Raw genomic sequence first — 22,627 nt, forward strand, 5'->3', positions numbered from 1 at the left:
TCAGTCGGTGAGGGGCAGCACGAGCTGTGGCACCGGGATGTGGTGGTCGGCGCGCAGTGCCCGCACGGCGGTGCCGATGGCGAAGAACTCGGTGGTGTGCCCGCCCCACCGGTGCCCGTGGGACCGCAGGTCGACCCCGACGATGCCCTCGGCGTGCAGCTGCTCCGCCTCGGCCTGCATACGGCTCATCGCCAGCTCGCGGGCGTCGTAGAGCGCCTCGGTGAACTGCGGCAGCTCCACGTTCTGCCCGATGTTGCCCATCGCCTGCCAGAACCGCTGGTGGGTGACGTGGTAGACGCAGGTGCCCATCACCATGCCCAGCGGCGCGTAGCCGGCCTGGATCAGCGTCCAGAAGTCCTGACCGGACAGGTCCGAGGTGAACGGCAGCCCCTTGTTGTTGCGCCACGGCGTGCCGGTGCTCTCCTCGGCGGTGACGGCGGTGCCGACGGCGATGAACTCGGCCAGGTCGCTGCCGAACTCCTTGAACTCGATCTCCAGCCGGACCCCGACGATCCCGTCCGCACCCAGCTGGTCGGCCTCGGCCTCCATCCTGGTCATCGCCAGCTCGCGGGCGTGGTACATCGCCTGGGACAGGGTGGTCAGCTCCTGGTTGCGGTTCCACCTGCCCATCTGGAAGCCCACGTGGTAGATGCTCGAGCCGAGCACCAGGCCCACCGGCCGGAAGCCCGCCTCCCGGACCAGCAGGAACTCGTTCACCGACAGGTCGGAGGTGAACAGGCTCGTCGCCTGGCCGGGACGCATCTCGGCGAGGCGACGCATGGCGTCCGCCGGCACCCCGGTCGGGTTGTTCTCGAGTGCGGTCATGACCTGCTCCTGGAGTCGTTCTGTCGCAACGGAAGGAACGTGAGCGACCGGGCGGCGGTCGGTGCCGGTGCGAAGCGTGCGACGGCGGTGCCGAAGACGAGGGACTCCGCGACGTGGTCGCGGTGGTTCTCCGACGGCTCGATCGACCACATCCGCAGGGGCATCGACGACACGATCGCCCCGTCGGCGCCGGTCTGGCGGACGTGCCGGGTGAACCGCGAGCGGGCCTCGGCGCGGGTGTGCACGAGGAGCTGGGTGTAGCCGCCGACCTCGGTGTTGCCCGCGCCCCAGGACGCCTGCGCCCGGGTCTGCCAGTCGTCGTGGCGGACCGCGACCGCGACCCCGAAGACGAGGGCGGCGGGCAGCCAGCCCGCGCCCATGAGCTTGGCGACGTCCTGGCCGGGCAGCGCGGTGGTGAACAGCCTGCCGGGCCTTGCCGCACTCCGCGCCCGCACCGCGGTGCCCAGCGCGGTGAACTCGACGACCCCGTTGCCGACGGGGGCGGTGGTGAGGTCGATGCCGACGACACCGTCGGCGCCGATCGCCCCGGCCTCCTGGCCCAGCCGGTCCATCGCGGTGGCGTAGCCCCGGCGCAGGGCCTCGGCGTAGGCGTCGAACCCGGTGCGGTTGACCGTGACGAACCCCGGGCCGCCGAACCCGGGGCCGTACATGCCGCAGCTGGCGCCGGTGACGCTCATCTGCTGCACCATGGAGCCCATCACCTCGCCGACGGGCTCCAGCCCGGCCACCCGAAGTCCCGCGGCGGCGGGCGTGGACAGCAGCGAGGTCCAGACGCCGTTCTCGGCTGCCCGGTGCACGCGTCGCGCGGCCACCGGCGGGAGCCCCCGCCCGTCCCAGTCGGTCATGGCAGATCCGCACTCATGAGTCGTCCTCTCCGCCCCCAGCCTGCGCCGCCGGGGTGAGAGGCACCTGAGTAAAGGCTGAGCATCGGCGATGAATGCAGGTCAGCGCCGTGCCATATGTCGCAGTTGTGCGATCCCGCAGACGATCCAGCTCCCAGCCCGTACGACGGTGCACGGACAACTCCTCCCCCGTCGGCGGAATGCGCCGGTTCGCCCGGGTGTTGGTCGTGGGTGATGGATCCCAGGTTGATGCCGCCGGAGGAGTTCGAGCCGCTGGTGGTCGACGCGTTGGACGCCCTGCCCGAGTGGGTCGTGCCGATCGTCTCCGAGATCGTGGTGCTCGTCGAGGACCAACAGCCCGCCGCCGAGGCGACTCCAGGGGTCATGCTGCTCGGCCTCTACCGGGGGTTTCCCCGCACGCGGTACTCCGGCAGGCCGTCGGGCTCGCTCCCGGACACGATCACCCTGTACCGGATCCCGATCCTGCTCACCTCCCCGAGCCCGGAGGACGTGCCCGGCCGCGTACTCAAAGTCCTCGGCCACGAGGTCGGCCACGCACTCGGCCTGTCCGAGGCCCGGCTGAGAGAACTCGGCTGGTTCTAGCTCGCGCCTCGCTCGTCGTCGAGTGCTCGGGCAGCGGCGGGATGCTCGACGAGGGCGAGGACCTTGCCGGCCATGAAGCGCGCCGTACGGACCGGTGCGCCGTTGCGGGTGACCTCGACGACCTCGACCACACCACGCCCGATGCTGATCTCCACCCGCCGCCCGGCGCGAGTCGCCCCCACGTCGTACGTGCGGACCGTGTCCCCGGCGTCGACGACGATCTCCACTCGGTCGCCCTTCATGGTTCGCCTCCCGTCGAACCCATTCTAACGAACTTGTGTTCGAATGGCGATCACGCGGACGTCTCGGTCATGGCGGGGGGAATCGCGAGAACTCCTACGTGAGCAGCGCCGCGGCTTCGGCGCGGTTGGCGACGTGCAGTTTCCCGAACAGGTTGTTCGCGTGGGTCTTCACGGTGGCCACGCTGATGTAGAGGCTGTCGGCGATCGCGCGATTGCTCTTGCCGCGCGCCATCAGGGCCAGCACCTTCGCCTCCTGGTCGGTCAGCTGGTACCGCTGCGTCAGCTCCTCGAGCCTGGTGCGCGCGGACAGTCCTTTCACGACGGTCCGGGCCACCTCGGGTCCGAAGGTGCTGTGCCCGGCCGCCGTCGCGGTGATCGCGGCGACGATCTGCTCCCGCCCCGCGCTCTTGGTGAGGTACCCGGCGGCACCCGCCTGCAGTGCCGCGACGATGGACGCGTCGTCGGAGTAGGTGGTGAGCACCAGCACCGCGGGACCGGAGATGGCGGCCGTCGCGGCGACGCCGTCCATGCCGGGCATCCGCAGGTCCATGAGCACGACGTCCGGGTCGAGTTCCTCGGCGAGCCGCACCGCCTGGACGCCGTCCTCGGCCACGCCCGCCACGGCGATGCCCGGCGCGTGCTCGATGATCGTGACCAGCCCGTCGCGCACGGCGGCCTGGTCGTCGGCGACCAGCACCCTGATGTCAGGCACGGGGTACCTCGCAGCGAACGACCCAGTTCGCGCCGACCGGGCCCGCGGTGAGGGTGCTCCCGACCAGCTCAGCCCGTTCCCGCATGCCCCGCAAGCCATGCCCACCCCGGGTCGGCGGCCCGGTCAGGGGGTTCTCGACGTGCAGGGCGACGGCAGTGCCGCCGCCGCACAGCTCGACCCGAACCGGTTGCCCCGGCGCGTGTTTGCGGGTGTTCGTCAACGCTTCCACGGCGATCGACGCCAGCACGTCGGCGACCGTCGCGGGGACGTCCGTGTCGCCGGTGACGGTCAGCCGCACCGGGGTGCCGGTCGCCATGCCGGCCTGGTCCACAAGGGAAGCCAGAGTCACGTCGAGCGGGTCGTCGAACGAACGCAGGGCGTCGACCGCCTTCTTGGCCTCGTCCAGGCCACCGGCGGCCATCGCCCGTGCGCGCCGCACCCTGGTCGCCACCTCGGCGTCGTCCCGGGTGGACACGACGGCGTCGAGCGCGTCCAGCTGCAGCACCAGGCCACCGAGTGTGTGCGCCAGCACGTCGTGCAGGTCGCGGGCGATGCGGGCGCGTTCACCCAGCACCGCCGCGTCGGCCCGGCGCCTCGCCAGCGCCTGCTCGGTGCGGCGCTCCAGCGTGCCGTTCCGGCTCAGGAACCCGATCACGGCCGCGATCGCCACGGTGAACAGCACCGCGAACGGGTCGCCGGTCCCGTGGAACGCGGGGATCGCCAGGCTGACGAAGTACGCCACGACGGCGACCGGCAGCACACCCGCGGTCAACGGCACCGCGACATCCACAGCGGACACGACAGCGAGCACTCCCGCCGACACCAGGATCGGACTCGACGTCACACCCGCGCCGACACACATCGCACCGATCGTCAGCACCAGCGCCCAGCCGAGCATCCGCCACGGCTGCGCCAGCCCGCGACCCAGGACGGCGAGCACGACCCAGACCGCCAGCGCGGCCACCACCAGAACGGACCCGGCCGCGGGCGTCCGGTGGTGCGGCAGCACGAACTCCAGCGACACGACCATCCCGATGCCGACAGCGTGCAGGCACAACCGCAACACCCGCTCACGCACTCCCATACCGTCCATCATCACCGCCCGCAGGCGCCGCGCCCAGCATCTCCACCCGAATCTCCACCCATCGGGCTGATCCACACGACGGCCGAGTCCCGCATCGTCGAAACCATGAACAACCCGGCTCCGCTCAACATCGCGATCACCGTGGTGGTCCTGGCCTTGCTGCTGGCCCGCCAGCTCACCGCCCGCCCGTTACGGGACAAACCGACGATCGGCGTCATCCTGGTCGTCTTCGGACTGGTGGAGTCCGCGCGGTTCTTCACGGACCACCACCCGAACGTGGGCGACGTCGCACTGATGGTGCTGAGCCTCGCCATCGGCTCCGCACTGGCCGCGGTGCGCGCCCTCTTCACGATCCGCATCTGGTCACAGAACGGCCGGCCCATGCGTCAGGGCAACGCACTGACGGCAGTGCTGTGGCTGGTGAGCCTCGGCCAGCACCTCCTGACCGACCAGTTCGTCATGGCGGGTGCGGGCACGGCGACGATCCTGTGCTACTTCGGCGTGGTGCTCATCGTGCAGCGCGCGGTCCTGCTCACCCGCGCCCGCAGGACCGGGTTGCGCCACGCTGACGTCACCACGTGACTGGCAGGGCGGCGAGTGCGCGAGCCGGGGTGCCTTCCCGCTAGCGCACGCCGGTGAGGAACGTCTCGAGGTGCGCCAGTGTGACGTTCATGGCCGCCTCGAGTGGTTCGACGTCGAGCACGGTCTGTGCGAGCAGCACGCCGCCCTGCAGTGCGGACAGCAGCGCGAACGCGAGTTGCTCGAGGTCGGCGTCGGTCCGGAGGTCGCCCCGGTCGCGCATGGCTCGCAGGCCGTTGAGGATCAGGTCCTTCCACTGCAGGAAGCCGGTGGCCAGGTCGCCTCGGGTCTCCTCGTCGCTGACGGCCAGCTCGCCTGCCAGTGAGCCGAGGCTGCATCCCCGGCAGCCGGTCTGTCGTTGCTGGTCGATCGCCGCGTCGGCCCAGGCACGCAGTGCGTCGAAGCTGTCCAGCGCGGAGATCCGCGGCCTGCCCGAATCGAGGAACGACTCGGCCTGACGGGTGATGACCGCCCTGATCAGGGCCTGCTTGCTGTCGAAGTAGTGGTAGAGCTGCGAACCGCTCACGTCCGCGGCCGCCCGCACGTCCTCGATGCTCGTCCCCGCGACGCCCTGTCTCGCGATGAGCGCGATCGCGGCTTCGAGGATGCGTTCCCTGGTGGCCCGCCCCTTCGGAGTCAGGCGACGCGGCTGTGTTGCTTCCACCACGACCCGAGCCTACCAAAAGTGGGTTGCACAATCCAGTTTGTGGTGTAGTTTTGGATTGATCAACCCAGAAAGTGAGGCTCGATGTCCACCCGAACTGCTCTGGTGACCGGCGCGACCGCCGGCATCGGCCGCGCGGTCGCGCTGCGGCTGGCGGCCGACGGTCTCCACGTGGTCGCGCACGGCCGCGACCCCGAACGCGGCGCCAAGCTGACGAAGGAGATCACCGCGAGTGGCGGCACCGCCCGCTTCCTGACCGCGGACCTCGCGAACGCCGACGAGGTCACCGCACTCGCGAGGGCGGCTGGCGAGGTGGACGTCCTGGTGAACAACGCCGGGATCTACGCGTTGACCAGCACGCCCGACACCACGGTCGAGAGCTTCGACCGGCACTTCGCCGTCAACACGCGGGCTCCGTTCCTGCTCGTCGGCGCGCTCGCCCCGGCCATGGCCGAACGCGGACACGGCGCCATCGTCAACATCACGGCCTCCTCGGCGACGTCACCGGCACCGGTCGGCGCCGCCTACGGCGCGTCGAAGGCCGCGATGGAACTGCTGACCCGCTCGTGGGCCGCCGAGTTCGGCGCGCGCGGGGTCCGCGTCAACGGGGTCTCCCCCGGCCCGGTCCGGACCGCGGGCACCAGCGCGTTGTTCGGCGAGGCCATCGAGGCGGTCGGCCAGGCCAACCTGCGCTCGCGGATCGGCGAACCCGAGGAGATCGCCGGGATCGTGCGGTTCCTGGTCGACGACGACAGCAGCTACGTCAACGGCACCGTCGTGCTCGCCAACGGCGGCGTACGCAGCGCCATGCCCGCCGCCTGACCCACGTTCACCGGAGGTAACCACCATGCCCGACACACTGCGCGAACACGACACCGCCTACGCCTGGCTCCCCGCGGGCTTCGAGGTCCACACCGCCACCACCAACGGAACCCGGCTCTCGGCGGCGGTGGGCGGCCACGGACCGACGATGGTGCTCCTGCACGGCTGGCCCCAGACCGGCCGCGCCTGGGCCAGGGTCATGCCCGCCCTCGCCGAGCACCACACGCTCGTCGTCCCCGACCTGCGTGGCACCGGCGCCAGCGACCGCCCGGCCGACGGCTACGCCAAACGCGACCAGGTCGAGGACGTGCGCGGCCTCCTCGCCGCCCTCGGCCGCACCGGTCCGGTCGTCGTGGTCGGCCACGACATCGGCAGCATGATCGCCTTCGCCTGGGCGGTGCACCGGCCCGAGGACCTCGCGGCCGTCGTGCTGCTCGACGCCTACCAGCCGGGTGTCGACCTGGAACAGTCGATGAACGTCGTCACCGGCGGCTCGTGGCACTTCGGGTTCTTCATGGCACCGGGCATCCCCGAGATGCTCTTCGCGGGCCACGAACAGGAGTTCGTCGAGACGACCTTCACCGCCCTGAGCGCGTCACCGACCTTCACCGAGGAGGAGCTGGCCTACTACGCCCACGCCTACTCGGGGCCCGATCGTCTGCGCGGCGGTTTCGGGCACTACCGCACGCTTCTCGACGACGGCCGCGAGAACCGGGCGGCACTGGAGTCCCACCGGATCACCGTGCCGATCCTGTCCGTCGGCGGCAGGAACTCCGTCGGGGACCAGACGACCGAGGCGCTCCGACCCCACGCCGACAACCTGACCGGACTGGTCGCGCCCACCGGGCACTTCGTCGCGGAGGAGGCCCCGGACTGGCTGGTGCGGACCGTGCGGACCTACCTCCACGACCTCGGCACCGTGGGGACCGCGTGAAGGTCCTGATCCTCGGCGCGACCGGCTTCGTGGGCAACGGCCTCGCCCGTCACCTCACCGCGCAAGGCCACCACGTCACCGGCCTGGCCCGCACCGCGGAGGCGGCAGAAGCCCTGGCGGCACAAGGCATCACGCCGCTGCTGGGCGACCTGACGACGAGCCGGGCCGCCGCCGCGGCGGCCGACACCGTCATCTACGCGGCCCAACCGGACCCGCGGACCGAGGAGGAGGTCGTGGCAGGCATCCTCGATGCGCTCGCGGGCAGTGGGAAGACCTTCGTGTTCACCTCCGGCACCGGCGTGCTCATGCAGCGCACGGCCGGCGCGTGGAGCGAGGACTGTTTCGCCGAGGACGACCCGTTCACCGTCGAACCACTGGCGGCAGGCCGGCTGGCCGTCGAGAACCTCGTCCGGGCCGCGAACACCGCCGGCCTGCGCACGATCGTCGTCCGGCCGGGCCTGATCTGGGGTCCCGGCGACCACGGGCACGTGTCGATGATCTACCGCGCCGCGGCGCGGACCGGCGCGGCCTGTTACGTCGGCGAGGGGTTGAACACCTACTCCCATGTCCACCTCGACGACGTCACCCGGCTGTTCACCCTCGCGATGGCGAACGGTACCGGCGGCGCGCTCTACCACGCGGTCGCGGGCGAGGTCCCGAACCGGTGGATAGCCGAAGCGGTCGCGCGGGACCTGGGCTGTCCCACCAGAAGCCTGACCCCGGACGAGGCGGCGACCGTCTGGGGCGAGTTCGACGCGCTCCTGCTCGGCGCGTCGAGCCGCAGCCGCGCACCACGTTCGCGTCAGGAACTCGGCTGGACGCCCCGCCACACCGACATGCTCACCATGATCGGCGAACCCCGGCTGCGACAAGGGGTTTAGGCGCGTCGTCGCTCACCCGGTTCGCAGCGCCACCGTCGCGTTCTGGGCGTACTGCACGCAGTCCGCGTTGACCCAGACCTGGCGGCCGCCGTCGCCGTCGAACCTCGACTGGTGGGAGCGGCCCGTGGTCGAGTCGATGAGGAACATCGTCGCGGCGGCGCCGATGCCCTGGATGCGGTCGGCCGGGTCCCTGGTCGTGTTGACCACGGTCACGTGGGCGAAGTCCTCGGCGAACCGGACCGCGACGAACTCGTCGACGTCGGCCTTCACCCTGGTCCAGTACCTGCGCGCGGCCGGCCTGCAGTAGAACCTGGTGAGCCGCAGGAACGCCTGGGGCCTGCCGTTGTCCGGCAGCGGCGCGTCGTTGAGGCCGCCGCCGTCTACCGGCATCCGCACGCCGCCGATGAAGGCCGTGATCCGGGCGGTCGGGCGGCCCTGGGTGATCGTGGCGGTGATGTGGTCGGCGTCGCGGCCCGACACGAAACGGATCACCGCCGGGCCCTGGCCCCCGGGGGTGCCCGGCACGGTCACGGTCACCGGCTCGTTGCCGGGGGTGCGCGACCAGGTGATGGTGACCTCGGTAGACGTGCCGTCGACGGCCGTGTTGTAGAGGAAGACGCCGTAGAGCTGCGCGTGGTCCAGTTCGCCCAGCTCCGCGGTGTCACCCGGGAGGAGCGTGACGACCTGTCCGTCGCACCAGTCGATAGCCATGTCTCTGCCTCTCCGGTTCGGGAAGAGGGAACACAGCCGAGGTTAGGAAGGCGCGGCGGGACCATCATCGGGGAAACCCCTACAAGGAACCCGCGTCTTTGAGGGTGCCGTCCGAGGCGGTCAGCTGAGTGGCCAGCTCGGTCCTCGACCGGACGCCGAGCTTGCGGAACACGCGACTCAGGTGGGCCTCGACGGTCTTCTCGCTGACGAACAGCCGCTCGGCGATCTCGCGGTTCGTCAGCGCCTCCCTGGCCAGCCGCGCCACCCGCCGCTCGGACGGCGTCAGCGCGGGCAGGCCCGCGACCCGCGGCCTCCTCGGCCGGCCACCGCCGCGGGCCTGCCCGGTCCGCAACCGCTCGGCCAGCCGCGGCGCGTGGCACTCGGCCGCGAGTTCCGCCGCCCGACCCGCGGTGGCCCGCGCCGTGCCCCGGTCGCCGTCCCGCAGCTGCAGCTCGCTCAGCTCCGCCAGCGTGTGGGCCAGGTCCAACCGACCCTGTCCGCGCTGCAACAGGTCGACCGCCTCGGTCAGCCACCGGTGCCGGTCCGTGCCGTCGGCCAGTCCCGCCAGTGCCCGCAGCGCGGTCGCGACGTGGCGGGGGACGGCGAGCTGTCGTGCCAGCCGCAGCTGTTGCTCGGCCAGGGCCACGGCCTCGGTGTGCCGGCCTGCCTCCCGGTGTGCTTCCGCGGCCAGCAGGCGCCACGGCACGTCCCAGACGCCCGAGACGCCCCACCGCTCGTGCGACTGTCCACCCAGGACGGCGTCGGCCAGTGCGTCGGCGTGCTCGCCGCGGGCGAGGCGCAGTCTCGTGCGTGCCTCCAGCAGCCACATGTGGACGGACGCCGTCGGTGCCCGGTCACCGGACAGCACGCCCTTGTCCAGCACGGCCTGGGCTTCCCGCAGCCGTCCCTGTTCGAGGTGGAGGTGCACGGCCGTGGACTCCAGCAGCGGCAGCCCGATGTTCGGCGCCGGCGCCGCGGCGGTGCCCAGCTCGACGTGCTCCTCGGCCTGCGCGAGGTCACCGCGCTGCAGTGCGATCCTGGCCAGGAAGCCGCGGACGATGCCGACGGGGAACAGCAGGCCGCGGTCCACCACGGTGTCGAGCGCCCGCAGCATCCGCCGCTCGGCCTCGTCGAGGTGGTCGAGCACCATCAGCGTGTTGACCGCCGCCCACAGACCGCACCGCTCCGGCGGGAGCGCGTCGCCCGCGAGGGCGGAACGCGCCATCGCCAGTGCCTCGTCGGCCGGGCGGCCCGCGAGCAACGCCTCCGCCGACCACTGCGACTCCAGGACCGCGTCCGGGCGCCCTTCCCTCGCCGCGAAGGAGTCCAGGTGCCGCAGCAGCACGTCCCTGCCCGCGAGGTCGGCCCTGGCCATGCCGATCAGCTCGCCCTCCACCTCCAGCAGCAGCGCGGGTTCGCCTGCCTCGGCAAGGTCGTCGAGGGCCGCCACGAGCAGCGGGATGGCTTCTCTCGGCGCACCGCAGGCGTTGCGGAACCGGGCGAGGCTGTAGGCGCACAACCCGCGCTGTCTGCTGTCCTGCGCCAGGGCGAGTGCCTCCCGCAGGTGGTTCTCGGCGTCGGCGGTGGCGAGGTGATGTGCCCGGCAGTTGCCGAGCTGCCTGCTGATCTCCGCACGCAGCGCGGAGTCGGGTGGTTCGACCCTGGCCCGGTCGAGGAACACGGCGGCGTTCTCCGGTGACCCGTGCTGGAAGGCCCGCAACGCGGCGGCGGTCAGCGACCCGACCCGGTCGGGGATGCCGGCCGGGGTCGTCCGCAGCAGGTGCGAGGCGACCTGGGTGACCGACGCGCCCGCCCGACGCAGCACCGCGGCGGCACGTTCGTGGTCGACCCCGCGCTCCCCCGCCGGGATCAGCGACCGCGCGACGTCGCCGACGACCGCGTGGACGAACGCGGGCGGGTCGGCGCTCTCGAAGATGCCCTGGCCGGTCAGGGTCTGTGCGGCCGACGCGGCCTCCGGCACGGTGAGGTCGGCCTGTTCCGCCACGACCGGGAGCGCCACCTCGTCCCCCAGCACGGCGACCGCCCGCACGACGGCCCGGACCGCGGGCGGCTGGCGGCGCACGCGGGCGGCGACGTGCCAGCGGATCGCGTCCGGCCCCGCCGCGACCACGGCCTCCGCGCGCTCGGCGTCCGGGCGCACGTCGTCCGCGGCCAGCTCCCGCAACAGTTCCCGGACGAACAGCGGGTTCCCGCCGGTGACGGCGTAGCAGGCGGCGCAGAAGTCGTCGTGTGCTTCGGATCCCAGCTCCCGCCGCACCAGCTCGGTGACCGCCGCCGCACTGAGGTTGCGCAGCCGCAGCAGGGTGGGGTCCGCGGCGAGGAGGTCGTCCACCAGCCCATGGTCGCCGTGTTCCGCGTGCCTGACCGTGGCCGCGACGAGCACCCTGAGGGACTCGAGCCTGCGCACCAGGAAACCCAGGAACTGCAACGACGGCAGGTCGGCCCACTGCGCGTCGTCGACCAGGACGACCACCGGGGTCCGCTCGGACAGGTTGACCAGCAGCCAGTAGAGCCCGTTCAGCAGCGGGTAGAGCGAGCCGGGGGTGCCGGGGTCCTCGGCGCCGAACAGGCTCCTCGTCGCGCCGGCCGCGCCTCGGAACAACTCGCCGTGGTCGAGGTCCTCCCGTGCCAGCACCGGTTCGAAGAGCTGCCGCACCACGCCGAACGCGAACTCCCGTTCCAGCTCGGCCCCGCGCGCGGACAGCACCACGAAGCCCCGGTCGGCCGCCGACTGCCGGAGGTTGCGCAGCAGAGCCGTCTTGCCAAGGCCAGGCCCGGCGTCCAGGACGGCGAGGCCGCCCTCCCCGCCCTGCGCCGAGACCAACAGCCGGGTGAGCGCACGCATCTCGGCGTCCCGCTCCACGAGCTCCGCCACCGACGTCCACTCCCGATCGTGCAGCACCCGACGTCACGAACACGGTCAAGCCGAACTACGTCTCCGATCGTAGTCGGCTGTGTGCTCGCCGTGCGGATGACCTACGCGACGCGGAGCAGTGCGGCCGACATCGGCGGCACCAGACCCCCTTCGTCGACGCGGCCGTGCAGGACCTTCGCGGTGGCCGGGACCACCAGAGCCGCCGGTGCGTCGGTCCAGTTCAACGCGAACACCAGGCCCGCGCCGTCGGCCGCCGTCGCCCGCCTCGTCAGCAGGCCGGGGCGCTGCTCCGCCCAGCGCACCTCGTGGACCGGTGGCGCCACCAGGGACGCCACGATCCGGCGGCTCGACGCGTCCGGTTCGCGCTGGTAGGCGATCGACGGGTAGGTGGCGACGAGGACCGCCGTGCCGGTGCCGACCCGGTTCTCGGTGATCGCCGGGTCACCCGCGGCGAACGTGCCGAGCACGTCGGCACCCGCGGGCGCCAGCAGTTCCTGCTGCCAGGCAGCACGCAGGTCCCCGGACGCGGTCGCGATCGTGGCGCCGGGCTCGGCCACCGTGGTCTCCCGTTCGCGCACGCCGAAGATCCCGTCGAACGCCTCGTCGGGGACGCGTGGCCTGCGGTGTCCGGTCGGCGCGTACTCCCCCGGCCCGGCCTCCGCCACCAGCCTGCCGCCCGCGCGGACGAACGAGGCCAGGGTGCGCATCACCGCCTCGTCGGCCACCGCGGGCATCGGCCAGTACAGCGTCTCGATCCCCGTGGGCACGCCAGTGGCCAGGTCGTCCTCGTGCACGACCCTGACCTCGACATCGGCGTCGAGCAGCAACCGGTAGGCCCCCAGCACCGCGTCCCGGTACAGGGCCATCGTGCGGTCGGTGGCGAACGTGTGCAGCGCGGACCGCCGGGAGACCACCAGGGCGACCGTGGGCTCGACCACGGACCGGCCAGCCAGTACCGGGTCGTCGGCAACCACCGCGAACTCGCGCACCGCCTCCGCGCGCTCGGTCAGGTCGCCGGACGGCGTGCACAGGCCGTACCCGGGGCTCTCCGGGCCGAGCAGCTCCGGGCGCCACTGCCAGAACACGATCCCGGTCGCGCCCGCGGCCAGCGCGTTCCACATCCACAGCGACACGACCTCGGGGCGTGGCTGCGCGGTGCTGCGGTCGCCGTCGCGCCTGCCCCTCCCGCCCTGCAGTTCCGCCTGCCAGTACGGGATCCCGCGTGCCGCCGCCCGCGCGGCGTCCAGGTTGAACAGGTGCTCGACGTGGTCGTCGGCCATCAGCCAGGTCGGGAAGCTCGACGTGCCGAACGCGTCCACGTGGTCGGTCAGGCGGAACTCGTCCAGCGTGTGCGTGGCGAGCTGGCCGGTGAACCCGCTCAGCGCGACGTGGGTCATGACCGTGGCGTCCGTCGCCTCGCGCACCACCTCGACCCTGCGCCGCAACCACTCCGCGAGGTTGTCGAACCAGAACTCGCGCCAGTCCAGCAGGTCCGGCACCGCCTCGAACACGCGTGGCGGCGCCACCTGCGCCCAGTCCGAGTAACGCCGCGACCATGCCTCGTTCAGTGCGTCCACAGTGGAGTACTTCCGGCGCAGCCACGACGTGAACCTGGCCAGTGAGGCCGGGCAGTAGCAGTACATGCGCTCCGGGAAGTAGGACGCCGGCTCCAGGTGGGGCTCGTTCCACACGTCCCACACCACGTCGTCGTAGCGCGACGCCACCGCCCGCAGGAACGCCGAGGCCGCCGACCACACCTCGTCGTTGTCGAAGCACAGCCCCGGCCAGCCGCCGCCCGGGGTGTTCATCGCCGCGGTCAGCCGGATCGCCCTGCCGCCCTCGTCGACGTAACGGGCGTGCGGGGCCCGGTGTTCCAGCCAGTAGGGCGCGTTCTCGATGATCGTGTTGACCACGACCCGCAGGCCGTTGCCGGACGCCAGTGAGACCAGCTCGTCGAGGTCGGCGAAGTCGTACTCGCCCTCGCGCCCGTCGATCCAGCTCCAGCACGCCCACAGCTTCACCGTGTTCATGCCCGCCGCCTTCATCCGCGCCAGGTCGCGGGCCCAGTCGCCGCGTGGCGGGTTCGGCGGGCGGTAGTACTGCGCACCGAGCACTGTCATCCCTTGACTCCTCCGAAGGTGAGGCCGCGAACCAGGAACCGTTGTGCGACGAGGCCGAGCACGAGGATCGGGAGGATGGCGACGATCGCGGCCGCCGAGCTGCCACCCCAGTCGATCGACACCGACCCGATGAACGACGACACCCCGACCGGCACCGTCTGGGTGTCCTTTCCGGACAGCACCAGCGCGAACAGGAACTCGTTCCAGGAGAAGATCACGCAGAGCACGGCCGTCGCGGCCATCCCGGGACTGCACAGCGGAAGGGCGACCCGCCAGAACGCGCCGAACCGGCTCGCGCCGTCGACCATCGCGGCCTCCTCCAGCTCCGGGGGCAGCTCCTCGAAGAAGGACCGCATCATCCAGATCACGATCGGCAGGTTGAACGAGGTGTGCGCGAGGATCAGCGCCCAGTAGCTGCCGACCAGGTCGAGCTGCCGGAAGATCACGAACATCGGCACGACCAGCGCCACCGCGGGCACCATCCGGCTGAACAGCACGAACCGCGCCCACCACTCCCGGCCGCGGATCGGCAGCCTGGCGAGCGCGTAGGCGAACGGCACGCCGAGCACCAGTGACAGTGCGGTGCTCCCGGCGCCGACCAGCAGGCTGTTGCCGAGGAACCGCGCGAAGTCCAGCTCCCCGAACACCTTGCCGTAGTTGTCCAGGGTGGGGCTGAACGCGAGCTTCGGCGTGGACGTGAAGATGTCGCCGGGCTTCTTGAACGAGTTGAGGGCGACCGTGAGGACCGGGACCAGCACCCACAGCAGGAAGACCGTGACCACGACGTAGCAGCCGATCACCCACCGGTCGCGGCGCGGGCGGCGTGCGTGCGGGCGGGGCCGGGTGGTCACGGGCGCGGCTTCGGTGCGGAACGTGGCGGTCATGCGAACACCGACCTCCTGCGCAGCAGCCGGATGTAGAAGCCGGAGATGATGGCGACGGTGACGAGGATGAACACGGACAGCGTCATCGCGTAACCCATGTCGAAGAAGGAGAAGCCGGTCCGGTAGGTGTAGAGGCCGATGGTCTCGGTCGCGCCGCCGGGGCCGCCCCTGGTGAGCACGAACACCGTGTCGAACACCCGGTAGGTGTCCATCGTGCGGAACAGCAGGATGAGCAGGATCTGCGGCACCAGCGCGGGCAGCACGATCGAACGCACGATCCGCAGCCGTCCGGCGCCGTCCACGTGCGCTGCCTCGAACTGCTCCTCGGCGATGCCGAGCATGCCCGCGTGCAGCACGAGGATCACGAACGGCGTCCACTGCCAGATGTCGACGACCATCAACGACGGCAGGGCGAGCGACGAGCTGCCGAGGAAGTCCACGCCGCCGTGGTGCCCGAACAGCGCCAGCACCTGGCTCACCAGACCGAACTGCGGGTCGAGCAGGTAGCGCCAGATCAACGCGGTGATCACCGGCGCGATGATCATCGGCAGGAGGATCAGGGTGTTGGCGAGCTTGCGGCCCTTGGTGATGTCGAACAGGGCCGTCGCGATCACGAACCCGAGCACCAGCTCGACCCCGACGCTGCCGACGACGTACAGCAGCGTGTTGCCGACCGCCTCGAGGACCTTCGGGTCGGTGAACAGCGTGGTGTAGTTGTCCAGGCCGACGAACGGCTTGGGCCGGTTCACCTGGGTGAGGCGCCACTTGTCCAGCGACAGCACCACCGAGTAGACGAGCGGCCCGAAGATCACCAGCGCCAGCACGGCCGCGGGCAGCACCATCAACAAGTTGCCGAGCCTACGGCCCTCCCGGTCGCGGGCTTTGCCGCGTTGCGAGGTGAACATCGGCGTTCTCCCGGTGTAGTCCTGCCCGGGAGAGAGCGGGTAGCTCTCCCGGGCAGGGGTCTCGTTCAGCTGGAGCCGAGCGCTTCGAGGGCTTCCTGGATGTCCTTGACCGCCTGGTCGTCGGACGTCTGCCCCTGCACGGCCTTCTGGATCGTCGTCTCGATCGTGTTCTGGATCGACGGCCAGCTGGCCACGCTCGGCTGCGGGTTGGAGTTCTCGAGTGCGCTGTTCACCGCGGGCAGGAACGGCAGCTTCGAGGTGACGTTCTCGTCCTGGTAGAAGTCCTTCGTGGCACCGAGGGTGCCTGCCGCGATCGCGACCTTCGCCTGCTGGGCGGTGTCGGTGTAGTACTGCAGGAACGAGTAGGCCGCCGACTTGTTCGACGAGTTCGCCGCGATGCACCAGTTCCAGTAGATCAGCTCACCGCCCGGCTTGCCGCTCCCGACGGTCAGCGGCACGTACGCCCACTTGCCCGCCGTGGTCGACTTCGCGCTGTCCTCCAGCGCCGACAGGGCCGGGGTCGTGTCCACCACGATCGCCGCCTTTCCCTGTGCCGCCACGGTCGCCGCGTCGTCCACCGCCATGTTCAGCAGTCCGGTCGGTGCCGACTTCGCGGCCTCGGTGTAGAAGTCCATCGCCTTGGTCGCGGCCTTGACGTCCATAGTGGACTTCTTGCCGTCCGGTCCGTACCACCAGTTGCCCTGCGCGGTGAGCAGCGACCCGAACACGTCCGCCACCGCGCCGGTCGCCTTGCCCGGCATCACGATCCCGGCCACACCGTCCTTGCCGTTGAGCTTCGCCGCGGCGGCCAGCACGTCGTCGGTGTTCTTCGGTGCCGGGATGCCCGCCTGGCTGAACAGGTCGGTGCGGTAGCCGACGACGACCGTGGAGACGAAGTCGGGTAAGCAGTACTGCTTGCCGTCGTACTTGCCCTGCGCGAGCACGTTCGACAGGTAGGAGTCGGCCGAGAAGCCGGGCGGGTTGCGCTTGGCGTCGGACAGGTAGTCGTCGATCGGTGCGAGATAGCCGGCCTCGGCGAACTCGCCGAACCAGCTCGGGTGCACGTAGACGATGTCGTAGTCGGCGGCGCCGCCGAGGGTGAGCGCCTGCTTGTCGTGCAGGTTCTCGTAGGGCACGGCGTCGAGGGACAGTGTGCCGCCGGTCTGTTTCGACCACTCGTCGGCCGCGGCCTTCTGCCCGGCCGTCCACGGGTCGCCCGCCCAGCGGGACAGGGTGAGGTCCTGGCCGGTGAACTTGCCGTAGGGGCCACCCTCGGCGGCGGGCTTCGCGTCGGGGGTGCCGTCGTTCGAGTCGCCGCCCTCGTCCGATGACGAGCACGCCGACAGGACCAGGACGCTCGCACTGAGCGCCGCGACAACCGCGTACCAGCCACGCTGGCGCTGTGTTGCGAACATTCTCTCTCCTTTGAGGCTGAATGCGGGTTGTGCTGCTCCCCCGGCGTTCGTGCCTAGCCGGCGACCTGGATCGCCGTTCCTCCCTTGGCGGCCGACTCGTAGCCGGCCGCGATCACTTCCAGGCAGGCCAGCCCGTCGTCGAGCGTCGGCCCGTACGGCCGCTCGTCACGGGCGACCCGGTCCAGGTAGGACGCGACCTCACGCTTGTAGTGGTGCACGTGCGGCGCCCACGACGAGTAGTCGTGCGGCTCGGCCTGTCCCGGTTCGATGACCGGCACCGTCCACCCGCGATAGAGCTCCTGCTCACCGCCGCGGTAGACCTCGACCCTCGGCACCGGGTCGGTGGCGTGCATGACCAGCGTCCCGTCCGTGCCGTAGATCTCCAGGATGTTGCGCATCCTGATGTCGATGTTCATGCTCCACGCCGTGGCGATCTCACCCAGGGCGCCGTTCTCGTAGCGGACCATGGCGAGGGCCACGTCCTCGGCCTCGATGCCGGGCTTGTCCCGGTTCGCGGTGAACGCGGAGATCTCGGTGATGTCGCCGACGAGCCAGCGCAGCAGGTCGATGCCGTGGCTGCCCTCGTCGATCCAGGCGCCGCCGCCGTTCTTCGTGCGGTCGGACATCCACTCCACCATGTCCGGCGGGCACCCGATCTCGGCGATGCCTGCCAGCCCGATCACGCTCCGGGTGAAAATCACCCGACCGAGTACACCACTGTCCACGATGGCCTTGGCACGGTCGGCCTCCTTGGCGAACCGGCTGACGAACGCGGCGGTGCCCTCGACACCCGCCTCACGCACCGCGTCCGCCATGGCGCGGGCGTCGTCCACCGTGGTCGCGATCGGCTTCTCACAGAAGACGTGCTTGCCCGCCCGAGCGGCGGCGACCACCGCGTCGACGTGGTCGGCGTTCTCCGAGTGCACCATCACGACGTCGATGTCATCGCGGTTGACCAGCTCGCGCCAGTCGGTGGTGACGTCGTCGACACCCCACCGCCGGGCGGCCGCCCGCCCTCGGGCCTCGTCGTCGTCCGCGATGGCGACGATCTCGGCACCGGGGACCTCGCTGATCGCGCGGGCACGGAACTCCGCGTGCACATGCGCCCAGCTGATCATGGCAATACGTACCGCCTCCCCGGAATTCACCGTGTCGGTCGCGTTGGCGAGGAGAGGTTCTGTTGGGTGACGTACTTGTGGCTGGTTTGCCTCACGTTCCCCTGAGGCGCGGTCGGGGAGCGCTCGGCCTGCTTTCGAACCCGTCATGCGGGTACTCCTTCCTGGTCGGCGGCGACCGTCTGGCGCTGCCCGGTTTCCGCCGCGGTGAGTGCGGCCTCGACGACCCGCAGCACGCCGAGGCCGAGTGACCCCTCCGAGCGCGACGGCGTGCCGGTGCGCCGGGCGTCGAGGAAGTGGGTGAGCATGTCGAGGTGGCCGTCGGCGACCAGGCCGGGGATGGGCAGCGGGAAGGTCCAGTCACCCGCGCCGCTGACCACCTGGAGTGGCTGGCGGTGCAGGTTGTCGATCATGATGCGGCCCTCGGTGCCGACGACCTCGAAGCGTGAGTCCATGGCGCCGGTGAGGCTCCAGCTGTCCTCGCACTGTCCGATGGCGCCGTTCGCGAACCGCAGCGTGAGCACGGCGGTGTCCTCCGCGGTGGTGCGGTCGCCCCAGACGAACGTGCCAAGCTCGGCGGTGACCGTCTCGACGGGACTGTCCGCGAAGAACCGGCAGAACTCGATGCTGTGCACGGCCATGTCGAGCACGGCGCCGCCGCCGCTGCGGGCGGGGTCGAAGAACCAGTCCGAGTGGGGCTCGCCGATCCCCTCGCAGGCCTTGACGCGGAACACGCGCCCGATGCGGCCGTCGTCGACCAGCTCCTTGGCCTCCCGGACGGCCGGGATGAACGGGACGTTCTCGGCGTAGAACAGCCGGGTGCCCGCCCGTTCGACCGCGTCGAGCATGCGCCGGGCCTCGGCGACGGTCCGACCGAGCGGCTTGATGCAGATCGCGTCCTTCCCGGCGGCCGCGGCCAGCTCGACGGCCTCGGCGTGCAGGAAGGGTGGGGCGACCACGTCCACCACGTCGATGTCCGCCTCGGCGACCGACGAGGCGAGGTCGGTGGACCACCGCGGCACACCGAACCGCTCGGCCGCCTGCCGGGCCGAGGCCTCGGTCGCGGCGACCACACACCGCACCTCGGCGTCCTCGATCATCGCGAACGCGGGCAGGTGCATGGACGTGGCCCAGAACCCCGCCCCGACCACGCAGATCCCGGCGGTCACAGCTCGACCGTCGCGTTCTCGTCGAGGGAGCGTTGTGCGGCCAGCATCAGCGCCAGTGCGTCGCGGGCCTCGGCGGCCGAGGCGGCGAGCGAGCCGTCCTCGCGGCCGAGGACTCGGTCCACGAAGTACTGCTGCTCCCCCGCGTAGCCGTAGTCCCACACCAGGTCCGGGTACTGCCAACCACCGTCGACCAGGTGCAGGTTCATCGCCTGCGCGTGGACCAGGTCGACGCTCGCGCTGCCCTCGTTGCCGTACACGTCCAGGGTGAAGTTGCCGCGCCCCGCCGTCCACGACACGTACATGCTGGACACCACGCCACTGGCGTGCCGGACGGTCACCACCGCGTTGTCCGGGCTGCCGAACTTCTTCGCGCCGTCGAGCTTGTACGCGCCGCCCTCGGTGGTGACCCGCTCCGCGGGTCCGAACAACCACAGCACCAGGTCGCCGAAGTGGACCAGTGTGTCCAGGATGACCCCGCCGCCGTTGCGCGGGTCGTAGAACCAGTCGTTGGACGGCTCCCACCCGAACACCGCCGCCTGCGCGGCGATCAGCGAACCGAGTTCACCACCACCGACCCGCGCCTTGAGCTGCGGCAGCGGCGGGGTGAACCGCAGCATGAAGCCGAACTGCACCACCCGGTCGCTCGCGGCCGCCGCCGCGACCACGCGGTCGGCGTCGGCGAGCGTCAATGCGATCGGCTTCTGGCAGAACACGTGCTTGCCCGCCTCCACCGCGCTGACCAGCTGGTCTGCGTGCAGGAAGTTCGGCGTGGCCAGGAGAACGGCGTCGACGGTGTCGTCGGCGAGCACGCTCGCGAGGTCCGGCGCGACGGTGTAACCGTGCTCCGCGGCCAGTTTCTCGGCGGCCTCGGCGAGTGGGTCGGTGACCGTGACGATCGAGCCTCTGGCGATCCGCTCGTACGCCGCCGCGTGCACCCTCGCGATCCGGCCCGCCCCGACCAGCCCGACCCGGATGGTGTCCGACATGCTCAGTGCTCCTTGGGGTCGAAGGGGAAGTCGATCCGCCTGCCGGTCCGGTGCGACTCGTACGCGGCCAGGATCATCTCCAGCGCCGCGCGTCCGTCGGCCGCGTCCGGCACCGGCCGGGTGTCCGTGCGGACGGCCCGCTCGAACTCGACCAGCAGGTCGCGGTAGCAGGCGTCGTAGCGCTCCTCGCCGACGAGGTCGACGTACCTGCGGCCGACCCACTCGCCCTCGGTGCCCTGGATCTCGTACTGGGGGCTCTTCTGGTAGTGCAGCTCGATCTCGCCCTTCGTGCCCGACAGCGACGCGTGGTCCGGACTGGACAGTGGGCCGAAGTAGTCCGGCGCGTGCCAGGTGCTCTCGACCGTCACGATCGCGCCGTTGTCCAGTGTGTACGTGGCGATGCCGTAGTCCTCGACGCCGAGGTCCTTGTACGTCAGCGAACCCATGTGCGCGGTGACCGTGCGCGGCTCGCTGCCGAAGAACCAGCGGAAGAAGTCGGTGAAGTGCACGCCGTGGTCGAGGAAGCCGCCGCCCCCGCCGCGCACCGGGTCGGCGTACCAGCCCTGGTCGGCGGCCCCCGGGGAGTCGAGGATGGCGCCGACCGGGAAGCGGATCGAGTAGAAACCGGACACGAGGTCCCCCACCGCGCCCGCGTCGACCGCCTCCTTCACCTGCCGGTAGGCCGGGAGGTAACGCAGCAGGTAGGCCAGCATGACCTTGACCCTGGTGCCTGCCTCGACGATGCGGTCCGCGTCGGCGAGCGTGGTCGCGATCGGCTTGTCGAGCAGCACGTCCTTGCCCGCCGCCGCGGCGTGCTCGACGTGGTCGGCGTGTGCCGAGGTGTAGGAGGTGACGATCACCGCGTCGACGTCCGGGCTGTCGATCAGCTCGTGGTAGTCGGTGGTCCAGCTGCCGCCGTAGGTCTCCGCGAAGGACTTCGCCAGCTCCGCGCGTTCGTCCGCGACACCGACCAGCTCCAGGCCCTCGATGCCCCGAATGAGCTCGGTGGCGAAGGGATAGGCGTGGTAGTGGTTGTGCAGACCGACGATGCCGATTCGTACGTTCGCCATCGATGCTCCGTTCCAGGCTCCGCTTTGCGCCCCCAGATTCACGCAACCGGTTTAGTAAACCGGTTGCGCTATCGTGACACGCACCGGCGGACTTACGCAACCGGTTTAGTAGAGTGACCTGTCAGCGGGGAGGAAGGCATGACGAGCCGAAAACCGGTGACGATCCGGGACATCGCGAGCCTGGCGGGCGTGTCGCCGGGCACGGTGTCGCGGGTGATGAACGGGAAGCCGGGAGTCGGCGCGGACACCCGCGCACGCATCGCCGAGCTGATCGCCGAGCACGGCTTCCGCGGTGACTCCAACGCCAGGCAGCTGTCGAAGGGCCGCAGCGACAGCATGGGGATCGTGTTCCCGCTGCAGGTGTCCGAGGTCGTGATCCACCCGGTCTACCCCGAACTGCTCGGCGCGATCAGCGACCCGGCCCAGCGCGCGGGCTACGACGTCAGCCTGTTCACCACCACCGCGGCGGAGCAGGTGGAGCACATCGCCGACGCGTTCAAGCGGCGCAGGGTCGACGGCCTGATCCTCCCGGCGGCCGGCGGCGACGACCCGCTGATCCAACGCGTCGTCGCGGAGGGCGTCCCGACCGTCCTGATCGGGCACCGGCAGCAGGGGCCGAGGATGTCCTGGGTGGACTGCTCCCACGACGACGCGATCTTCGAGGTGACGACCAGGCACCTGGCGCGGGGGGCGCGGCGGCTGGTGTTGCTGAACGGCCCGAAGCGGATCTCGGCCTACCAGCTCCGCTCGGACGGCTTCTGGCGGGCGGCGGGCAGCGCGTCGGCGGCGTTCGAGGAGCGCGAGCTGGAGATGAGCTACTCGTCGGGGCTGAAGGTGGGTGCGGAGCTGGTCGAGGAGGGCCTCCCGGACGCGGTGATCTGCTGCGCGGACAGCACCGCCGCCGGTGTGCTGGAGCAGCTGACGAAGGCGGGCGTGACGGTCCCCGACCGGGTCGAGGTCTCCGGTTTCGACGACACGGACTACGCGAGCCACTCGAGCCCGGCGCTGACCAGCGTGCGGATGCCGCTGCGGGAGACCGGCGAGGCGGCGGTGCGACTGCTGCTCGACATGATCGACGACCCGGCACTCGAGCCGGAGCCGAGGCTCTTCCCGACGACGGTGATGAGGCGGGCGTCGACCACCTGAG

The 22,627-nt window shown here is 71.0% G+C and carries 22 protein-coding genes; 6 read left to right on the top strand and 16 right to left on the bottom strand.

Translation table 11 applies throughout. From position 1 onward, the window contains the following. Positions 1-825 (bottom strand): heavy metal-binding domain-containing protein, encoded by an 825-nt coding sequence (locus CLV71_RS34080; RefSeq protein WP_243866962.1) that lies wholly within the window; start codon positions 823-825, stop codon positions 1-3. After that, a complete protein-coding gene (locus CLV71_RS34085; protein ID WP_133907017.1) occupies positions 822-1,691 on the bottom strand; it encodes a heavy metal-binding domain-containing protein in 870 nt (289 codons plus the stop codon). The genes CLV71_RS34080 and CLV71_RS34085 overlap by 4 nt, the downstream gene beginning before the upstream one ends. 231 nt (positions 1,692-1,922) lie before the next feature. On the opposite strand from CLV71_RS34085, the gene CLV71_RS34090 reads away from it, so the two are divergent. Beyond that, positions 1,923-2,291, top strand: a complete 369-nt coding sequence (locus CLV71_RS34090; RefSeq protein WP_166664378.1) for a metallopeptidase family protein — start codon at positions 1,923-1,925, stop codon at positions 2,289-2,291. Here the strand turns inward: CLV71_RS34090 and CLV71_RS34095 are convergent. From CLV71_RS34095 to CLV71_RS34105, 3 genes are all read right to left on the bottom strand, one after another. Next, on the bottom strand, positions 2,288-2,533 hold the full coding sequence (locus CLV71_RS34095) for a hypothetical protein (protein ID WP_133907019.1): 246 nt from the start codon (positions 2,531-2,533) through the stop codon (positions 2,288-2,290). The two genes, CLV71_RS34090 and CLV71_RS34095, sit on opposite strands and share 4 nt — an antisense overlap. A gap of 94 nt (positions 2,534-2,627) precedes the next feature. Then, positions 2,628-3,245, bottom strand: coding sequence for a response regulator transcription factor (locus tag CLV71_RS34100; RefSeq protein ID WP_243866964.1), 618 nt, complete (start codon positions 3,243-3,245; stop codon positions 2,628-2,630). Next, complete coding sequence (locus CLV71_RS34105; RefSeq protein WP_166664379.1) at positions 3,238-4,329, bottom strand: sensor histidine kinase; 1,092 nt, start codon at positions 4,327-4,329, stop codon at positions 3,238-3,240. The genes CLV71_RS34100 and CLV71_RS34105 overlap by 8 nt, the downstream gene beginning before the upstream one ends. 105 nt (positions 4,330-4,434) lie before the next feature. Between CLV71_RS34105 and CLV71_RS34110 the strand changes: the two genes are divergently transcribed. After that, positions 4,435-4,911: a hypothetical protein gene (locus CLV71_RS34110; protein WP_133907022.1), complete on the top strand. Its 477-nt coding sequence runs from the start codon at positions 4,435-4,437 to the stop codon at positions 4,909-4,911. A gap of 40 nt (positions 4,912-4,951) precedes the next feature. Here CLV71_RS34110 and CLV71_RS34115 read toward each other — a convergent pair whose 3' ends face one another. Next, on the bottom strand, positions 4,952-5,575 hold the full coding sequence (locus CLV71_RS34115) for a TetR/AcrR family transcriptional regulator (protein ID WP_133907023.1): 624 nt from the start codon (positions 5,573-5,575) through the stop codon (positions 4,952-4,954). A gap of 81 nt (positions 5,576-5,656) precedes the next feature. On the opposite strand from CLV71_RS34115, the gene CLV71_RS34120 reads away from it, so the two are divergent. Genes CLV71_RS34120 through CLV71_RS34130 form a run of 3 tightly spaced genes read left to right on the top strand, consistent with a single transcriptional unit; the run spans position 5,657 to position 8,209 of the window. After that, positions 5,657-6,394 carry an SDR family NAD(P)-dependent oxidoreductase gene (locus CLV71_RS34120; RefSeq protein ID WP_133907024.1) on the top strand — a complete coding sequence of 246 codons (738 nt, stop codon included), beginning with the start codon at positions 5,657-5,659 and terminating at the stop codon, positions 6,392-6,394. Positions 6,395-6,419: 25 nt separating this feature from the next. Continuing rightward, a complete protein-coding gene (locus CLV71_RS34125; protein ID WP_133907025.1) occupies positions 6,420-7,328 on the top strand; it encodes an alpha/beta fold hydrolase in 909 nt (302 codons plus the stop codon). Further along, a complete protein-coding gene (locus tag CLV71_RS34130; protein WP_208297886.1) occupies positions 7,325-8,209 on the top strand; it encodes an NAD-dependent epimerase/dehydratase family protein in 885 nt (294 codons plus the stop codon). Before CLV71_RS34125 ends, CLV71_RS34130 begins: the two co-directional genes overlap by 4 nt. A 12-nt stretch (positions 8,210-8,221) precedes the next feature. Here the strand turns inward: CLV71_RS34130 and CLV71_RS34135 are convergent, their stop codons facing one another. The 10 genes from CLV71_RS34135 to CLV71_RS34180 form a co-directional block, all read right to left on the bottom strand. Further along, complete coding sequence (locus tag CLV71_RS34135; protein ID WP_133907026.1) at positions 8,222-8,920, bottom strand: hypothetical protein; 699 nt, start codon at positions 8,918-8,920, stop codon at positions 8,222-8,224. A 79-nt stretch (positions 8,921-8,999) separates the two neighbouring features. Further along, the gene (locus CLV71_RS50225; protein ID WP_133907027.1) at positions 9,000-11,816 is read right to left on the bottom strand and encodes an ATP-binding protein; all 2,817 of its coding nucleotides are present in this window, start codon (positions 11,814-11,816) and stop codon (positions 9,000-9,002) included. A 101-nt stretch (positions 11,817-11,917) separates the two neighbouring features. Further along, positions 11,918-13,936 carry a beta-galactosidase gene (locus CLV71_RS34145; protein WP_133907028.1) on the bottom strand — a complete coding sequence of 673 codons (2,019 nt, stop codon included), beginning with the start codon at positions 13,934-13,936 and terminating at the stop codon, positions 11,918-11,920. Then, complete coding sequence (locus CLV71_RS34150) at positions 13,933-14,820, bottom strand: carbohydrate ABC transporter permease (protein ID WP_133907029.1); 888 nt, start codon at positions 14,818-14,820, stop codon at positions 13,933-13,935. Before CLV71_RS34150 ends, CLV71_RS34145 begins: the two co-directional genes overlap by 4 nt. Further along, positions 14,817-15,725 (bottom strand): carbohydrate ABC transporter permease, encoded by a 909-nt coding sequence (locus tag CLV71_RS34155; protein WP_133907030.1) that lies wholly within the window; start codon positions 15,723-15,725, stop codon positions 14,817-14,819. Before CLV71_RS34155 ends, CLV71_RS34150 begins: the two co-directional genes overlap by 4 nt. Before the next feature lie 65 nt (positions 15,726-15,790). After that, positions 15,791-17,140 (bottom strand): extracellular solute-binding protein, encoded by a 1,350-nt coding sequence (locus CLV71_RS34160; protein WP_133907031.1) that lies wholly within the window; start codon positions 17,138-17,140, stop codon positions 15,791-15,793. Positions 17,141-17,193: 53 nt separating this feature from the next. Then, positions 17,194-18,258, bottom strand: coding sequence for a Gfo/Idh/MocA family protein (locus CLV71_RS34165; RefSeq protein WP_166664380.1), 1,065 nt, complete (start codon positions 18,256-18,258; stop codon positions 17,194-17,196). 143 nt (positions 18,259-18,401) lie between these two features. Beyond that, positions 18,402-19,424, bottom strand: coding sequence for a Gfo/Idh/MocA family protein (locus CLV71_RS34170; protein ID WP_133907033.1), 1,023 nt, complete (start codon positions 19,422-19,424; stop codon positions 18,402-18,404). After that, positions 19,421-20,410 (bottom strand): Gfo/Idh/MocA family protein, encoded by a 990-nt coding sequence (locus tag CLV71_RS34175; protein WP_133907034.1) that lies wholly within the window; start codon positions 20,408-20,410, stop codon positions 19,421-19,423. Before CLV71_RS34175 ends, CLV71_RS34170 begins: the two co-directional genes overlap by 4 nt. 2 nt (positions 20,411-20,412) lie before the next feature. After that, the gene (locus tag CLV71_RS34180; protein ID WP_133907035.1) at positions 20,413-21,480 is read right to left on the bottom strand and encodes a Gfo/Idh/MocA family protein; all 1,068 of its coding nucleotides are present in this window, start codon (positions 21,478-21,480) and stop codon (positions 20,413-20,415) included. Positions 21,481-21,618: 138 nt separating this feature from the next. Between CLV71_RS34180 and CLV71_RS34185 the strand changes: the two genes are divergently transcribed. Next, a complete protein-coding gene (locus CLV71_RS34185; RefSeq protein ID WP_133907036.1) occupies positions 21,619-22,626 on the top strand; it encodes a LacI family DNA-binding transcriptional regulator in 1,008 nt (335 codons plus the stop codon). The last annotated feature ends 1 nt before the right edge of the window (position 22,627 follow it).

The sequence above is a fragment of the Actinophytocola oryzae genome (genome assembly GCF_004364325.1).
Taxonomy (GTDB): Bacteria; Actinomycetota; Actinomycetes; order Mycobacteriales; family Pseudonocardiaceae; genus Actinophytocola; species Actinophytocola oryzae.

What these genes read in the sequence shown, in the direction of transcription:
- CLV71_RS34110 (WP_133907022.1), top strand. Translation starts at nt 4,435, where the DNA reads ATGAACAACCCGGCTCCGCTCAACATCGCGATCACCGTGGTGGTCCTG.
- CLV71_RS34120 (WP_133907024.1), top strand. Translation starts at nt 5,657, where the DNA reads ATGTCCACCCGAACTGCTCTGGTGACCGGCGCGACCGCCGGCATCGGC.
- CLV71_RS34080 (WP_243866962.1), bottom strand. Translation starts at nt 825, where the DNA reads ATGACCGCACTCGAGAACAACCCGACCGGGGTGCCGGCGGACGCCATG.
- CLV71_RS34165 (WP_166664380.1), bottom strand. Translation starts at nt 18,258, where the DNA reads ATGATCAGCTGGGCGCATGTGCACGCGGAGTTCCGTGCCCGCGCGATC.
- CLV71_RS34090 (WP_166664378.1), top strand. Translation starts at nt 1,923, where the DNA reads ATGGATCCCAGGTTGATGCCGCCGGAGGAGTTCGAGCCGCTGGTGGTC.
- CLV71_RS34085 (WP_133907017.1), bottom strand. Translation starts at nt 1,691, where the DNA reads ATGACCGACTGGGACGGGCGGGGGCTCCCGCCGGTGGCCGCGCGACGC.
- CLV71_RS34160 (WP_133907031.1), bottom strand. Translation starts at nt 17,140, where the DNA reads ATGTTCGCAACACAGCGCCAGCGTGGCTGGTACGCGGTTGTCGCGGCG.
- CLV71_RS34125 (WP_133907025.1), top strand. Translation starts at nt 6,420, where the DNA reads ATGCCCGACACACTGCGCGAACACGACACCGCCTACGCCTGGCTCCCC.
- CLV71_RS34095 (WP_133907019.1), bottom strand. Translation starts at nt 2,533, where the DNA reads ATGAAGGGCGACCGAGTGGAGATCGTCGTCGACGCCGGGGACACGGTC.
- CLV71_RS34105 (WP_166664379.1), bottom strand. Translation starts at nt 4,329, where the DNA reads ATGGGAGTGCGTGAGCGGGTGTTGCGGTTGTGCCTGCACGCTGTCGGC.
- CLV71_RS34175 (WP_133907034.1), bottom strand. Translation starts at nt 20,410, where the DNA reads ATGTCGGACACCATCCGGGTCGGGCTGGTCGGGGCGGGCCGGATCGCG.
- CLV71_RS34145 (WP_133907028.1), bottom strand. Translation starts at nt 13,936, where the DNA reads ATGACAGTGCTCGGTGCGCAGTACTACCGCCCGCCGAACCCGCCACGC.
- CLV71_RS34135 (WP_133907026.1), bottom strand. Translation starts at nt 8,920, where the DNA reads ATGGCTATCGACTGGTGCGACGGACAGGTCGTCACGCTCCTCCCGGGT.
- CLV71_RS34180 (WP_133907035.1), bottom strand. Translation starts at nt 21,480, where the DNA reads ATGGCGAACGTACGAATCGGCATCGTCGGTCTGCACAACCACTACCAC.
- CLV71_RS34185 (WP_133907036.1), top strand. Translation starts at nt 21,619, where the DNA reads ATGACGAGCCGAAAACCGGTGACGATCCGGGACATCGCGAGCCTGGCG.
- CLV71_RS34150 (WP_133907029.1), bottom strand. Translation starts at nt 14,820, where the DNA reads ATGACCGCCACGTTCCGCACCGAAGCCGCGCCCGTGACCACCCGGCCC.
- CLV71_RS34155 (WP_133907030.1), bottom strand. Translation starts at nt 15,725, where the DNA reads ATGTTCACCTCGCAACGCGGCAAAGCCCGCGACCGGGAGGGCCGTAGG.